Annotated in this window: 9 protein-coding genes; 2 read left to right on the top strand and 7 right to left on the bottom strand. The window is 73.4% G+C overall.

The annotated features are described in order from the left end of the window. The 5 genes from DT076_RS05755 to DT076_RS05775 form a co-directional block, all read right to left on the bottom strand. Nucleotides 1–2,868, bottom strand: a complete 2,868-nt coding sequence (locus DT076_RS05755; protein WP_114125724.1) for a sugar-binding domain-containing protein — start codon at nt 2,866–2,868, stop codon at nt 1–3. 125 nt (nt 2,869–2,993) lie between these two features. Continuing rightward, the gene (locus tag DT076_RS05760) at nt 2,994–3,863 is read right to left on the bottom strand and encodes a carbohydrate ABC transporter permease (protein WP_233493686.1); all 870 of its coding nucleotides are present in this window, start codon (nt 3,861–3,863) and stop codon (nt 2,994–2,996) included. Between the two features lies 1 nt (nt 3,864). Next, nucleotides 3,865–4,848 (bottom strand): carbohydrate ABC transporter permease, encoded by a 984-nt coding sequence (locus DT076_RS05765; protein WP_114125725.1) that lies wholly within the window; start codon nt 4,846–4,848, stop codon nt 3,865–3,867. Beyond that, nucleotides 4,845–6,167: an ABC transporter substrate-binding protein gene (locus DT076_RS05770; RefSeq protein WP_114125726.1), complete on the bottom strand. Its 1,323-nt coding sequence runs from the start codon at nt 6,165–6,167 to the stop codon at nt 4,845–4,847. Before DT076_RS05770 ends, DT076_RS05765 begins: the two co-directional genes overlap by 4 nt. Before the next feature lie 91 nt (nt 6,168–6,258). Then, on the bottom strand, nt 6,259–9,771 hold the full coding sequence (locus DT076_RS05775) for a DUF5107 domain-containing protein (protein WP_114126002.1): 3,513 nt from the start codon (nt 9,769–9,771) through the stop codon (nt 6,259–6,261). 107 nt (nt 9,772–9,878) lie between these two features. Between DT076_RS05775 and DT076_RS05780 the strand changes: the two genes are divergently transcribed. Beyond that, complete coding sequence (locus DT076_RS05780) at nt 9,879–10,808, top strand: helix-turn-helix domain-containing protein (protein WP_114125727.1); 930 nt, start codon at nt 9,879–9,881, stop codon at nt 10,806–10,808. An 8-nt stretch (nt 10,809–10,816) separates the two neighbouring features. Here DT076_RS05780 and DT076_RS05785 read toward each other — a convergent pair whose 3' ends face one another. Then, nucleotides 10,817–11,494 carry a GntR family transcriptional regulator gene (locus DT076_RS05785; RefSeq protein WP_233493687.1) on the bottom strand — a complete coding sequence of 226 codons (678 nt, stop codon included), beginning with the start codon at nt 11,492–11,494 and terminating at the stop codon, nt 10,817–10,819. Between the two features lie 79 nt (nt 11,495–11,573). After that, nucleotides 11,574–12,389, bottom strand: a complete 816-nt coding sequence (locus DT076_RS05790) for a hydroxypyruvate isomerase family protein (RefSeq protein ID WP_233493689.1) — start codon at nt 12,387–12,389, stop codon at nt 11,574–11,576. Between the two features lie 71 nt (nt 12,390–12,460). Between DT076_RS05790 and DT076_RS05795 the strand changes: the two genes are divergently transcribed. Next, entirely contained in the window at nt 12,461–14,590 is a 2,130-nt protein-coding gene (locus tag DT076_RS05795; protein WP_233493690.1) for an alpha-amylase family protein, read from the top strand. Nucleotides 14,591–14,599 lie beyond the last annotated feature (9 nt).

Here is a 14,599-nt window from a genome sequence, read left to right on the forward strand (position 1 = left end):
TCAGCCCGCGGGGGTCAGCAGCGGGCGCAGCGCGTCGGCGCTGACCTGCGGCAGCGAGTCGGCCGGGACGCCGGTGGCGAGGTAGGCGTCCAGGCTCGTGCGGAGCTGCCGGGCCGCGGGGCGGATGTCCAGGTCGGAGTGGAGGTCCATCGAGCACACCACCAGGCGACCCTCCCCGACGGCGACCTCCCACAGGACGCCGAGGCGGCGGGCGGAGAACCAGGTGTCGATGGGCTGCACGATCGGGCGGACCGGCACCGGCAGGTCGTCCAGCACCACCGCGTGCGCACCGTGCAGCGGCTCCCACCACTGCCAGTCGGTGTGGCCGTCGGACGGGAAGCCGGCGAGCGCCGGATGGTCGGGGTCGTGGGTGATGCCGAGGGTGTGCGGAGCCTGGTTCTTGGTCCACGCGGTGTTCCAGAACACCGGGGAGAACCCGAGCGCGACGTCGGTGTGCGGTGCCCCGAGCTCGGGGAACAGCAGCACGGTCCTTCCCTCGCCGGCGGCGGCGAGCGCCTCCTCCAGGTCGGCGGTGGTGAGGACGTCCGGGCTCGCCTGCAACGGTGCTGCGGCCGGGTAGACCCACAGCGGCCAGTCGTTGGCGGACACCGCACCGTCCCCGGCGGACACCGTCAGCTCGAGGGTGAGGCGGCGGGCGTCCGACACCTCCGGCAGGGTGATCGGCACGCGGCCGTGGCGCTCGCTGTTGCCGATCGCGATGGTCCCCTCGAACGCGGTGCCGGAGTCGACGACGGCGCCGTCGTCCTCGCGCAGGGTCCAGGCGAGGGTCGCGCCCTCCAGTGGTGCGGCGCCGAAGTGGGCGACCTGCGCCTCGGCCTCCAGCGTCTCCCCGCCCGTGAAGACCCGCTTCGGCAGCCGCGCCAGGGGCACGGTCGGTCCGCAGAACCGGGCGAACTCGGCCGCGGTGCAGTAGCCCTTCTCCTCCCAGAACGCGTCCAGCACCCCGACCAGCGCGGTGCCCTGACCCGGGAAGTCGGTGAGGCCGAGCAGGTGGAAACCGCCGAAGCCGGGCGTCCGCAGCGCCGCCTCGATGTCCTCGCGGTAGCAGAGCTTCTGCAGCTGGCCGGAGGCCTGCAGGAACTCCTCGCCCTGGTCGGCCATCCCGGACGCGGCCAGGAAGTCGGCGAAGACGTCGAAGTTCCGCGCCTGCATCAGCCCGGTGTACTTCTGCCGCTCGGCGAGGTTCGGGTACGCGCACCACTGACCGATCTCGTGGCTGACGATGGGCCGCGGGGTGGCCTCGACGTCGCTGGAGTAGTCCGACGTGGTCTCCGGGGGACGTCCGTTGATCCGCGACGCCAGCCCCTCGCCCCAGCGCTGCACCCGCGGGTGCGGGATGTTGTCGAAGTCGTTCTCGGGGATCGCCGGCCAGCCGGCGCCGCTGGTGTAGAGGTGGCGCGGGTCGAGCCGCTGCATGTGCGCCACCCACGGCCCGAGGAACTCCACGTCCCGCCCGCCCGGCTCGTTGCCGTGGGCCATCATCAGGAACGACGGGTGGTGGCCGAAGGTCTGCAGGATCGCGCGGCTCTCCTCGAAGACGTAGCCGTCCACCGGCCGCGACTCCCCCACCGCCGCACCCTGGTTGGCCCAGACCGGCCCCTCCACCTGGAAGTAGAAGCCGGCCTCGTCGGCGGCCACGAACGCCGCGTCCGGCGGGCACCAGGAGTGGAAGCGGAGCAGGTTGAGCCCGAACGCCCGGCAGGTCGCGATCACCCGGCGCCAGGCGTCCACATCGGTCGGCGGGTGGCCGGTGAGCGGGAAGACGCAGGACTCCAGCGTCCCGCGGATGAAGGTGCGCCGGCCGTTCACGGTGACCTGGGTGCCCTCGGTGCCGACCTCACGCAGCCCGAGGACCAGCGTGCGGGTGTCGGTCGAGGACGTGTCGCCGACGGTGGTCTCCACCGTGACGGTGAGCTCGTGCAGCGCCGGGCTGAACTCGTCCCACAGCGGCGCGTCCTCCCCCAGCTCCAGCTCGACGTCGACGTGGCCGCCGCCGGCGGTCATCCCGCGCTCGAGCAGGTCGCGGTCGTGCTCGGGCTCGACCGGGACGCTGACCGACACCTCCGCCGGCGCCGTGCCGACCCGGCGGGCGGTCACGGTGACGGTGCCGTGGCCGATGCCGGCGGTGCCGCTGGCGAGGTCGACCCCGACCCGCACCCGGCGGTTCGCGACGTCGGGCAGCGGCGTCACGTGGCGGATCCGCACCGGCGCGAGCGCCTGCAGGGTCAGCGACCCGATCACGCCGTTCCAGTTGCCCTGGGTGTGGTCGGAGATGCTGTGGGCGTTCGGACCGACGTCGACGATGGTCCGGTTGTCGACCTTCAGGGTGAGCCGGTGGGTTCCCGGATCGAGCTCGCCGAGGTCGAAGCGGTGCGGGGTGGACAGGCTGCGCTCCGAGCCGACCCGGACACCGTCCACCCACAGCGTCGACTCCCAGTGCACCCGCTCCAGCTCGAGCAGCACCCGCCGACCCTGCCAGGACGCCGGCACCTCCACCTCGCGCTGGAACCAGGCCGCACCCCGGTAGTAGCGGCGGGGCTGCAGCCAGAACGGCACCGCCACGTTGCCCGGCTCGCGGTAGGGAGCGTAGCGCTCGTCGGTGAAGAAGGAGCGGTCGACCACCATCCCGGTCCAGGGGGTGTCGACGGTGATCTCGTCGCCGAAGCCCTGCTCCTGGATCGACCCGGGGAGCCGGACGTCCTCGCCCGCGGGGTCGGCGGCGAACCAGCGCTCCTGCTCGCCGACGTCCTCGGGGTCGAGCCGCAGGGACCAGATGCCGGCGACGTCGAGCCGGTCGGCGGTCGTGGGAGTCGAGATGGTGTGGGCGGCGAAGGTGTCGGTGGTCATCGGGTGTCGGCCTCCGGGTTGGGCGGTCGGGTGCGGGTGCTCGTCCTTCAACAGGCTCAGGACGTCGGGATCGGTCGGACGTTCCGGAGCGGGTGCGCGGCGGAGGGCAGCACCCGCCCCGGAGGTCACTTGTTGCTGCCGACCAGGAGGCCGGAGACGAACTGCTTCTGGAAGATGAAGAAGACGATCGCGGTCGGGATCGCGGCCACCAGGGAGGCGGCGGCGATGACGTTCCACTGGCTGGAGAAGCCGCCCTGCAGGTTGAGCAGGGCCGCGGTGATCGGGAACTTCGTCTCGCTGCGCAGCACGGTCAGCGCCCAGATCAGGTCGTTGAAGATCCAGGTGGTGGCCAGGGCCGCCAGCGCGGCCAGCGACGGACGCGACAGCGGCAGCACCAGCTGGGCGTAGATCCGGGCCGCGCCGGCGCCGTCGAGCCGGGCCGCCTCGAACATCTCCTCCGGCAGCCCGCGCATGAAGCCGTGCAGCACGAAGGTGTAGAAGCCGATCCCGAAGCCGACCTGCACCAGGGTGAGGGCGAACAGCGAGTCGTAGATCCCGACCGACTGGGTGATCTGGGCGACCGGCACCAGCAGGATCTGCGGGGGCAGCAGGTTGCCGGCCAGCATCACCAGCAGGATCGCCTTGCGCCCCGGGATCCGGTAGCGGCTGAGCGCGTAGGCCGCCCAGGACGACAGCAGCAGCGAGCCGATCACGCCGGCCGCGGTCACCAGCAGGCTGTTGCCGAGCGCCTGCAGCAGCCCGCCCCCGGCGAAGGCGCCGGCGAAGCCGTCCAGGGTCAGCGAGACCGGGAACGCGCCCAGCCCGCGCTCGGCGATGTCGTCGAAGGAGCGCAGCGCGATCATCACCACGAAGAGGATCGGGCTGATCCACAGCAGCGTGAGCGGGATCATCGCCACGTGCAGCCAGGGCGAGCGGCCCCGCCGGCGTCGCCGCCGCGGTGCGGTCGCCCCCGCGTCCAGGGTCATCGCGGTCATGTCAGTCCTCCTCCCGCGCCTGGCGGGCCAGGTAGGTGATGATGAAGCCGATGGCCAGCAGGAAGATGACCACCGCGATCGCCGAGGCGTAGCCGAGGTTCCCGGCGGTGAACGCCTGCTCGAACATGTAGGTGCTGAGCAGCTGGGTGCTGTTGAACGGGCCGCCGCGGGTCATCGCCCAGACCAGGTCGAAGGTGCGCAGCGAGTCGATCACCGTCACCGCGAAGACGACCATGTTGACCCCGCGCAGCTGCGGCATGACCACGTGCCAGAAGGTCTGCCACCGGCTGGCGCCGTCGACCGAGGCCGCCTCCTCCAGGCTGGCGTCGGCACCCTTCAGCCCGGCCAGGTAGAGCACCATGATGTAGCCGACCTGGCGCCAGATGCCGGCCACCAGCACCGCGTACAGCGCGAGGTCGGGGTCGGCCAGCCACTGCCGCTCCAGCGAGCTCAGCCCGAGGACGTCCAGGCCGGCGCTGATCGGCCCGCCCGGCTGGTACATCACCCGCCAGAACAGACCGGTGACGGCCATCGAGACCACCATCGGCAGGTAGATCGCGCTGCGGTAGATGCCGACGCCGCGGCCGGGCTTGTTGAGCGCGACCGCCAGAGAGAGACCCCCCAGCACCGAGAGCCCGCCGAACAGCACCACCCAGATGACGTTGTTCTTGAGCGCCGTCTGGAAGATCGGGTCCGCGGCCAGGTCGGCGAAGTTGGCGAACCCGACCGGTTCCGCCGCCCCGATCCCGTTCCAGCTGGTGAAGGCGAGGGAGAAGGAGTTGGCCGCCGGCCAGAAGACCCAGGCCAGCTCGACCGCCAGCGGGATGGCCAGGAACAGCCACACCACCACCGGGACCTTGCGCAGCCGGCCCGCCAGGGACGTCCCACGCGGGGTGGACCGGTCGGCCTCCGGCCCGCGTCGCGACGTCCCCGGCCTGGCTCGCCGCCCCTGCTCGGGCGCCGGGGCCCGGGTGTCGGTGCTCATCCGCCGAAGACCCGCTCAGCGGCCGCCTGCCACTCCTGCAGCACCTCGTCGCGCGAGGACGGGTCGGAGAGGAACCGGGTCAGCGCGGCGTCGGCGGTGGTCTGCAGGGCGTCGGAGGAGTCCCGGTTGAAGAACTGGGTGATCCGCTCGGTGCTGCCGAGCAGCTCGATCCCCTTCTGCACCAGCGGGGCGAAGTTCGACGTGTCGACGTCGGGCGAGGTCGGCAGGTTGGACGAGCCGGCGCCCTCGATGAAGGCCTGCTGCTGCTCGGCGGAGGCGAGGTAGGACAGGAACGCCTTCGTGCCCTCCGGGTCGCCGGTGCCCGCGGCGGCGAAGAAGCCGTCGGTGGGCGCCTCCTCGGCAGTCGGCACCGCGTCGTTGATGACCGGCACCGAGAAGAAGTCCAGGTCGTCGCGCTGGTCCTCGGGCAGGTACTGGGAGACGAAGGCGCCGATGAGGTACATGCCGGCCTCGTTCTGCACCAGCGGGGTGGCCCCCTGCTGGGCGTCGTAGCTGGCCATGTTCGGGTCGAAGTAGGGGATCAGCCGCTCGTACTGCTCCATCACGTCGACCACCTCGGGATCGGTGAACGAGCGCTCCCCGGCCAGCAGCGCCAGGTGGTAGTCCGGACCGTTGATCCGCAGGTTGAGGTAGTCGAACCAGCCCGAGGCCATCCACGGGGTCGGACCGATGCCGTTGGCCAGCGGGATGATCCCCTGCCCGGACAGGTTCTCGCAGAGCGCGAGGAACTCGTCCCAGGTCGTCGGCGGCTCCACCCCCCACTCCTCGAAGGCCGAGCGCTTGTAGAAGACCGACCACCAGTAGTAGTTGGTCGGCACGAAGATCTGCGTGCCGTCCTCGGCCGTCGACAGCTCGCGCAGCGCGTCGGAGAAGCCCGCGCAGGCACCGTTCCCGGTCCACAGGTCGGAGACGTCGAGCAGCAGGCCCTCGGCGGCGTAGTCGCGGGCGACCGAGCCGGCGTACCAGCTGATGACGTCCGGCGGGTCGGAGGCGCGCAGGTAGTTGGTGAGCTGGGCCCTGAACTGCTCGGTGGCCACCGAGTTCATGGTGACGTCGCCCTCGTAGCTGGCGACGATCTCCTCCAGGGCCGCCTTGGGCGCAGTGTCCTGGATGGAGTTCTGGAAGACGAGCGGTCCCCCACCACCACCACCACCACCGCCGGCCCCACCGCCGCCGGCCGCGCCGCCGCCTCCGCCGCTGCCCACGCAGGAGGTGAGCAGGGCGGACGCGCCGACCCCGGCGGTGGCGCCGAGCAGACCCCGTCGGCTGAGGGGCGTCCTGCTGAAGCTGTTGGTCATCGGTGGTCCTCCTGTGCGTCGTCGTTGGCGCTGGCGGGACGGTTCCCGTCAGTGGTGGAGCGGGGCGGGCGTGGGGAGGGGGTGGGGAGGATCACGGCGTGGCTCCCCGCCCGGAGAGCTGACCGGCCGGCCGGGCGCCCGGGGACGCCGGCCCGTGCAGGAGCGCGGTGTCGAGCTGGTCGACGGCGGCGAGCAGGTCGGCGGCGTGGGTGGAGGCCGCCAGCGAGGCGTCGGCCAGCTGGCGGCTCGCGCGTTCGGTGGCGCCGTCGAGCAGGGCCAGCTGGGCGTCGAAGAAGGCGACCCGTCGGTCACGGACCACCACCGGGTCCTCCTCGAAGAGCAGCAGCTCCGGCAGCGAGGTGGCGAAGAACTCCACCCGCGGCTCGGTGGCGGCGTAGTCGTCGCGGAAGGCCCGCAGCTCCTCGGTGAGCCGCTGCGCCTCGGGATCGCGGCCGAGCCGGCGCAGCGCGAGGACCGTCCAGAAGGTGGTCTCGGAGTGGGTCTGGGTGGCCATGGCCTGGAAGTCGCCGCGCTGGCCGGCGGCCTGCTCCCAGGCGGTGCGGGCCGCGTCGGCACGTCCGGCCCGCTGCTCGGCGTCGCCCAGCAGCAGGTGCAGCTGCGCGGTGGCGGCCAGCGGGTGGCGGGCCTCGCCGAGGACGGCCGGGTCGGGCTCCAGCGCGGTGGTGAGGTGCTGGACGGCCTCGGCCGCGCGGTCGTCGGCCAGCGCGGTGAGCGCGAGCCGCAGGTGCGCCCGCTCCCAGGCGGCGAGCACCTTGCCCTCCCCGCCCTCCCAGGGCTGGAAGACCCGGCTGCGGACCAGCTCGACCGCCGCGGCCGCCTCGCCGGTGGTGGTCATCAGCTCGGCCACCTCCAGCGTGGCGTCGTCGCGGCGGGCGGCCAGCTCGGGCACCTCGCGCCAGGCGGCGAGCCGCTCGGCCGCACCGGTCCCGGCCAGCGCGGCCAGCTGGTCCTGCTCGTAGCGCAGCCGCGGGTCCGCGGGGTCGGCGGCGACCGCAGCCCGGTAGGCCTCCTGGCCGCCGTCGAGGTCGCCGAGCTGGTTGACCCGGTGGACGCCGAGGTTGCGCCAGGCCATCGCGTCGGCCGGGTCGGCGTCGGTGGCGGCCTCCCAGAGCGCGGCCGCCTCGGTGTGCCGGCCGACCGAGTAGGCCCACAGACCGAGCAGGGTGGCGGCGCGGGGGTGGGCGGTGGCGCCGGGGGTGAGAGCGATGAGGTCGTCGAGGACGTCCCCGGCGCGGGTCGGGTGGGTGCCGTTGATGTCGTGGACCGGGGCGGGGGCGAGGACCGAGGCGAGGAGGGTGGCGTCCTCGAGGCGGCCCGGGAAGCACCAGCGGGCGTCGACCGATGCGGCCCGGGCGGCGGCGTCGGCGGCCTCGTCGGGTCGGCCGAGGCGGCCGAGCAGGTCGGCGCGGTACCACCACAGCAACGGCCGGCTGGCGGTCTGGCCGATCGCGCGGGAGTCCTCCCGCTGCTCGGCGAGGTCCAGCACGGTCAGCGCGTGCTCCAGCTCGCCGACGCCGACCAGCTCGAGGGCGACGTCGAGGCAGGTCTGCGCGTCCTCGCTGGGCAGCTCGCCGGCCAGGGCGCGCAGCCACGGGTCGAGCGGGTCGAGCCGGCGCGCACGGGCCAGCACGTCCTCGGCGGTCGGGTCGTCCAGACGCCGCCGGCACACCACCTCCAGCGCGGCGGCCTGCAGGTGGTCGGGCTCGGTGCGGGCGACGTCGGCCAGCCGGTGCAGGGCGTCGGCGTGCCGGCCGGCGCGGGCGTCCAGACGGGCCATCCGGTAGCCGGCCGCGGCACGCCAGGCACGGGTCCAGGCGGCTCGGCCGTAGGCGTCGTAGGCGTCGGTGTCGCGGCCCTGGCGCTCGCGCAGCAACCCCAGCAGGTACAGCACCTGGGTGTCCTGCGGGTTGGGGTGGCGCCGGCGCAGCCGCCGGTCGGCGGTGGTCAGGTGCGTCTCAGCCTCGCCGGTGCGGCCGGCCCGCAGCGCGCGCAGCGCCAGCCCGGTGCGGGAGGCCAGGTGCTCGGTGTCGCGGCGCAGCGCCTCGGCCCAGTACGGCTCGGGCGAGCGGGTGGGGTGGCGGTACAGCTCGAGGTGCTGCCCGGTCAGCCCCAGCTCCTCCACCGACTCGACGAGCTCGGGCGCCGGCGGCTCGGTGGCTGCGGTGATCTCGCTGCTACGCGGCTCCCCGACCGGCTCGGTCCAGGAGAGGAGCACCTCCCCGCCGGAGCGGACGGTCAGCGTCACGGGGGCGACGAGGTCGCGGTGGGTGGCGCGGTGGGCCGTCCCGGGGTCGAGGTCGACCACCTCGCGGACCCGCCGCCCGCCGGCGTCGGTCAGCTCGACCTCCAGACCGGGGCGCGGGCGGGTGACGACCACGCCGACCTCGAGGCCCTCCTCGGTGCGCCGCAGCCGCACGGCGGCCTCCTGCCCGGCGCGGTCGACCGGGCCGATGGCGCGCAGCGGGTACCAGGTCTGGGTGAAGACCTTGGTCTCGCCCGGCGCGAGGTAGCTGAAGTCGGGCTGGTTCTCGGTGAAGACGCCGGCCATCAGCTCGATGTAGTGCGAGCCGTCGTCGGCGAGGTTGGCGTCCCAGGCGTGCCCGAACGGGTCGTTGCCCCACGTCCACTGCTTCTTGCCGACGGCGACCTGGTGGTCGGCGACGTGGACGAAACCGACGCCGGTGCGGTGGTCGTAGCCGCCGAAGAAGTCCTCGGCGCTGCCCACGGCCATGTAGGAGGTGGGCACCGGGATGTTGCGGTACCAGTCGAGCTGGTCGGCGCGGCGCGGGGTGCCGTCGGCGGCGGTCGAGACCTCGGTGCGCGCGGGGTAGTCGATGCCGTAGTAGGGACGGTCGGCGTGCGGGAAGGCGGTCACCGCGCGCTTGGCGTGGTCGGCGACCATCGTCACGTCCGAGGGGAAGAACGACTGGTAGTCGTCGTCCACCCGGGCGGCCACGTTGGCCCACCAGAGGAAGGTCTGGGTGCGCTCGGAGCGGTTGTAGAGCCGGACGTCCACCTCGATCCGCGAGCTGCCGGGGCGCAGCCGGACGCCGTGCATGCCCTTCATCCGGGCGAACGGGTCGTGGTCGGAGCACCAGACCACCGCCGAGCCGTCGTCCTCGGTGACGATCGTCCAGTCGGTCGGCAGGTAGGTGGCGGGGCGGTGGTGCTGGGGCCAGTTGAACTCGACCCCGCCGGCCAGCCACGGCCCGGCCAGCCCGACCAGGGCCGGCTTGATGACGTCGTTGGCCCAGAAGATGTCCTGCCCGCTGACCCGGTCGTGGGCGGCGTGGATGCGTCCGCCGAGCTCGGGCAGCACCACCACGTGCACCCACGCGTTCTGCAGGTGCACCGCGCGCCACCGCCGCAGGGTGGGCTGCTCGGCGATGCGGTCGTGGAACGGCAGCGGGTAGACCCGGCCCGAGGAGCCCTGGTAGACGCGCCGGTCGAGGTACATCGGCAGCTGCTCGGGCTCGGCCGGGTCGTAGGTCGGCAGCGTCAGCCACCCGTCCCAGGCCGCCACGTCGAGCCCGTCGAGCTCGGTGGGTCGCGTCATCTCCGACGCGGTCTCAGCGGTGAGCATGGCCACGACGCTACGGCGGCTCCCGGACGCACCTGAAGAGACGATCCCGCCGACCTGGGTGGACGATCCGACGATCAGGTCACGATCCGGTGACCTACCATGAAGGGATGCGCATCCGCGATGGGTTCCCCGGGCAGCGGATCCGGGTGCTGCCGCCGGAGGTGGTCCGGACGGCCTCGTCGACCGGTCTGACCGGCCGGTTGCTGGTCACCGACGCCGGCTACTTCCCGCACGCGCTGCACCACGGTCGCCAACGACGGCGCGGTGTCTCGGGGTCGATCGTCATCTTCTGCGTCAGCGGACGCGGGTGGTGCGAGGCCGCCGGGGAGCGGGTCGGCGTGGAGGCCGGGGAGGTGCTCGTCGTCCCCGCCGGGCTCGGCCACGTGTACGGCTCCGACGACACCGACCCGTGGACGATCTGGTGGATGCACGTGCGCGGGCCCGACGCCGACACCGCCGTCGGCCAGGTCTGCGGCGGGCACGCCCGGGTGCGGGTGCTGCGGGTCCACGACGCCTTCCGGCTGACCGCCGAGCTGACCCGGGTGGTGGAGCTGCTGGAGACCGACGAGACGATGCCGAGCCTGGTCCGTGCGGCCGGCAGCGCCTGGTCGGTGCTGGCCTCGATCAGCGCCGACGACCTGGCCGGCGACCCGCAGCGGGCCGAGCCGGTGCGCCAGGTGCGCGAGCTGCTGCGCCGCGACCCGGCCGCCCCGGTCTCGGTCAGCGCGCTGGCCCGCACGGCCGGGCTGTCGACGTCGCACTTCGCGGCGCTGTTCCGGCAGGCGACCGGTGGCGGGGTGGTCGAGTACAGCAAGCGGCTGCGGATGGCCCGGGCCTGCGAGCTGCTCATCACCACGACCCGCCCGGTCGGCGAGATCGGCGGCTCGGTCGGCTACCCCGACGCGCAGTACTTCGCCCGGCAGTTCCGCTCGGTGCACGGCTGCACCCCCTCCGACTTCCGCCGGCACCACGCCGGGACGTCGGAGCCCGAGGAGGGGGACGCGGTGGACGGCCGCCTCGGCGCCGTGCGCGGCTGAGCCGGCGCTCAGCCCTGCTCGGCGGACTCCAGCTGGGCCAGCACCCGCTCCCGGGAGCGGGCCAGGTGGTCGGCGATCGCGGCCTTGGCGCCGTCCACGTCACCGGCGCCGATGGCCGTCATCACCGCGACGTGCTCAGCCACCACGGTCGAGGGGGTGGTGCGCCGGTGCGCGGCGAACTGGCCCATGGTGAGGTGGATCTCGCCGGAGATCATCTCGTACATCCGCGTCAGCCGCTCGCTGCCCAGACCGTGGATCAGCGACCAGTGGAAGGCGATGTCGGCCTGCACCTGCTCGGCGAAGTCCGACCGGTTCGCCGCCGCCTCCATCTGGGTCTGGGCGCGCTCGGTCTCGGCCGGGACGCGGCGCAGCGTCGCCAGGTGCCCGGTGGCCGCCTCCTCGAAGGTGGTGCGGCTGAAGAACAGGTCGTCGATCTCGGCCGCCCCCAGCTGCGGCACCACGGCGGACTTGTGCGCCACCCGGCGGAGCAGCCCGAGCGCGGTCAGCCGCTCCAGGCACGACTTCGCGGTCGGCCGAGCCACCCCGTACTCCGAGGTCAGCCGCTGCTCGGTGACCTTCTCCCCCGGCGCGATCTCGCCGTTGATGATGCGTCCGCGCAGCGACTCGAAGACCGCCTCGGTCAGTGACGAGGGACCGAGCTTGAACTGACCCGTGGTGGTGGCCACGCAGCACCTCTCCCGTTCGACGACCCGTCTCCCGCGACGCCGGTCGCGCGCGGTGGTGCCCATGATGGCAGCCGTCGACCTACGCGGCCGTCAGCCAGCCGAGGCCGTCGACGGTGCCGGCCGCGGGCCGGTACTCCGCCGCCACCGGACCGGCGAAGCCGATCCGGTGCAGGGCCTCGGCGACGGCATCCCACGGCACCTGCCCGGTGCCGGGCTCGGAGCGGTCCGGGACGTCGGCCAGCTGCACGTGCCCGATCCGCCCGGCCGACGCCTCGACCGCGGCCGGCAGGTCGACCCCGTTCATGCCGAGGTGGAAGGTGTCGACCAGGAGCACCAGGTTCGGCGCGGCGGCCTCGTCGAGCAGCGCCAGCACCTCGGTGTGCGTGGTCAGCGGGTACTCCCCGTTGAGCCCGCGGGCCAGCGGCTCGACCAGCACCGTCCCGCCGAGGTCGGCCACCGCAGTGGCGGCCCGGCGGTAGGCCTCCACCGCCGTCGCGTGCTGGGCGTCGAGGTCGCCGGAAGGGTCCAGCTGGCCGTGCAGCAGGTTGAAGGAGCGGCAGCCGGTGGCCTCGGCGATCCGCAGCAGGACGTCCGTGCTGGCGGCGAGCTCGTCCTGCCGCTCGGGCCGGCAGGCGATCCCCCGCTCACCACCCGGCATGTCGCCGGCGAAGAAGTTCAGCCCGGTCAGCTGCAGCTGGGAGTCGGCCAGCAGCCGCACCAGCTCCTCGACCTCGGCGTCGTCCGGACGCGGGCCGGCGAACGGCCACCAGCTCTCCACCAGCGTGAACCCGGCCGCGGCCGCGGCCGCGAACCGCTCCCGGTAGGGCAGCTCGGCGAAGAGCAGTGAGAGGTTGGCACTGACGTCGAACCCGTTCCAGCTGATGCGTCGCTCCATGGCGACCACCTTGGCAGATCTTGCTCGACATGTCAGCATGTCTGACAATCTGACGAAGGAGAGGTCGACCAGTGACGATCACCGAGCCGAAGCCCACGTCCGCCGTCCCCGACCGCGACCCCGAGTGGTACCGCCGCGCGACCCGGTGGACGCAGCTGACGTTCACCGACGACGACCCCGCCGTCCTCGACGTCGACTTCTGGCTCGACGTGATGCGCCGCACCCGCTCGAACGCGCTCTGCCTCAGCGCCGGCGGCTACATGGCCTTCTACCCGACCCGGATCCCCTTCCACCACCGCAGCGCCCACCTCGGCGACACCGACCCGTTCGGCGCACTGGTCGAGGGCGCCCGCCGGCTCGGCATGCACGTGATGGCCCGGGTCGACCCGCACGCCGTGCACGCCGACGCCGCCGAGGCCCACCCGGAGTGGCTCGCGGCCGACGCGGAGGGGCGTCCGATCCCGCACGCCTCCCAGCCGGGCGTCTGGTACACCGACCCCTGCAGCAGCTACCACCGCGACTACCTGACCGAGGTCGCCCGCGAGATCGTCTCCGACTACGACGTCGACGCCGTCTTCGCCAACCGCTGGGAGGGCCACGGCGGCGTCTCCTACGCCGAGGGCACGGCCCGGGCGTTCCTGGCCGACACCGGCCACCGGCTGCCCCACGTCGACCGCCCCGACGACCCCGCCTGGACGGCCTACGCCGGCTGGCGCAGCCGCCGGCTGAGCGAGCTGGTCGTGCGCTGGGACGACGCCGTCCGCGCCATCCGCCCGCACGTGCGGTTCATCCCCAACCGCGGCGCGATGCTCACCCGCGACCTGGTGCGCGAGCTGGTCGACGACCGCTACCCGATGTTCTTCGTCGACAAGCAGGGCCGCTCGGGCACCGAGGCGGCCTGGACGCCGGGCCGGATCGGCAAGCGCACCCGCGGGCTGTTCCCCGACCGTCCGGTCGCCCTCATCACCTCGGTCGGTCCGGAGTCGCCCGTGCTGCGCTGGAAGGACTCGGTAGCCGACGGCCACGAGCTGCGCAGCTGGATCGTCGACGGCTTCGTCCAGGGCGCCCTGCCGTGGTTCACGAAGTTCAAGGCCGAGTGCTTCGACACCCGGTGGGTCGAGCCGGTGGCCGAGGCCTACCAGCTGCACGAGCGCTGCGAGCCGCTGCTCTCCCGGCTGCCGGTCACCGCCGAGGTCGCGGTGCTCGACACCCAGACCCGCTCCAGCACCAACCCGTGGGCCAGCCACGGCGCCCCGAGCAGCCACGAGGACGGGTTCTACCAGGCGCTGGTGGAGGCCCGGATCCCCTTCGAGTACGTCGCCGACGAGGCCCTCACCACCGAGCGACTCCGCGACGTCCGGGTGCTGGTGCTGCCGCGGGCCGCCCGGCTGGGAGCGGCCCAGGTGGAGGTCATCGAGCAGTTCGTGGCCGGTGGCGGCAGCGTGGTCGCCGCCTTCGACTCCGGTCTGCCGCCCACCACCGAGCCGGACCGGCCCAGCCTGGCCGGGCTGCTCGGCGTCCGGCTGGTCGAGGACGTCCGCGGACCGGTGAAGAACAACTACATCGCCCTCGCCGACCCGCACCCGGTCAACCAGGGCTACGACGGGGCGCAGCGGATCGTCGGCGGCACCCAGCTGCTGGGCATCGAGGCGGTGGACGACGCCGACGTGGTGTTCCGCTTCGTGCCCGACTACCCCGACCTGCCGATGGAGGAGGTCTACCCGCGGCCCGGCGTCGAGCGGCCGGCGGTGGTGGCCCGCGAGCACGCCTCCGGCGGGCGCACCGTGCACATCGCCTTCGACCTCGGCCACATCTTCTGGGACGCGCTGCAGTCCGACCACGGCCGGCTCATCGCCAACGCCGTCCGCTGGGCGCTCGGCGACGCCGGGCCGTCGGTCGAGGTCGGCGGACCGGGGCTGGTCGACGTCGCCGTCCGGTCCGGGGAGGGCGAGCTCGCCGTGGCGGTGGTCAACCTCACCAACCCGATGGCGATGCGCGGGCAGAGCCACGAGACCATCCCGCTCGCGGGCCAGAGCGTCAGCGTCCGGCTGCCGGCGGACGTCCGGGATGTCACGGCAGAGCTGGTCGTCGCCGGCGGCACCACCGAGGTCGAGGTCGTCGACGGCCGCGCGGTGGTCCAGCTCGACCCGGTCGAGCTGCTGGAGGTCGTCCACCTGCGCTGGGAGGCCGCGTCCGCCTGAGATCGGCCC

Source organism: Desertihabitans brevis, assembly GCF_003327535.1.
Classification (GTDB): domain Bacteria; phylum Actinomycetota; class Actinomycetes; order Propionibacteriales; family Propionibacteriaceae; genus Desertihabitans; species Desertihabitans brevis.

Excerpts from the sequence above, each read along its gene's own strand:
- DT076_RS05760 (WP_233493686.1), bottom strand. The coding sequence starts at position 3,863 with ATGACCGCGATGACCCTGGACGCGGGGGCGACCGCACCGCGGCGGCGA.
- DT076_RS05770 (WP_114125726.1), bottom strand. The coding sequence starts at position 6,167 with ATGACCAACAGCTTCAGCAGGACGCCCCTCAGCCGACGGGGTCTGCTC.
- DT076_RS05780 (WP_114125727.1), top strand. The coding sequence starts at position 9,879 with ATGCGCATCCGCGATGGGTTCCCCGGGCAGCGGATCCGGGTGCTGCCG.
- DT076_RS05755 (WP_114125724.1), bottom strand. The coding sequence starts at position 2,868 with ATGACCACCGACACCTTCGCCGCCCACACCATCTCGACTCCCACGACC.
- DT076_RS05790 (WP_233493689.1), bottom strand. The coding sequence starts at position 12,389 with ATGGAGCGACGCATCAGCTGGAACGGGTTCGACGTCAGTGCCAACCTC.
- DT076_RS05765 (WP_114125725.1), bottom strand. The coding sequence starts at position 4,848 with ATGAGCACCGACACCCGGGCCCCGGCGCCCGAGCAGGGGCGGCGAGCC.
- DT076_RS05775 (WP_114126002.1), bottom strand. The coding sequence starts at position 9,771 with ATGCTCACCGCTGAGACCGCGTCGGAGATGACGCGACCCACCGAGCTC.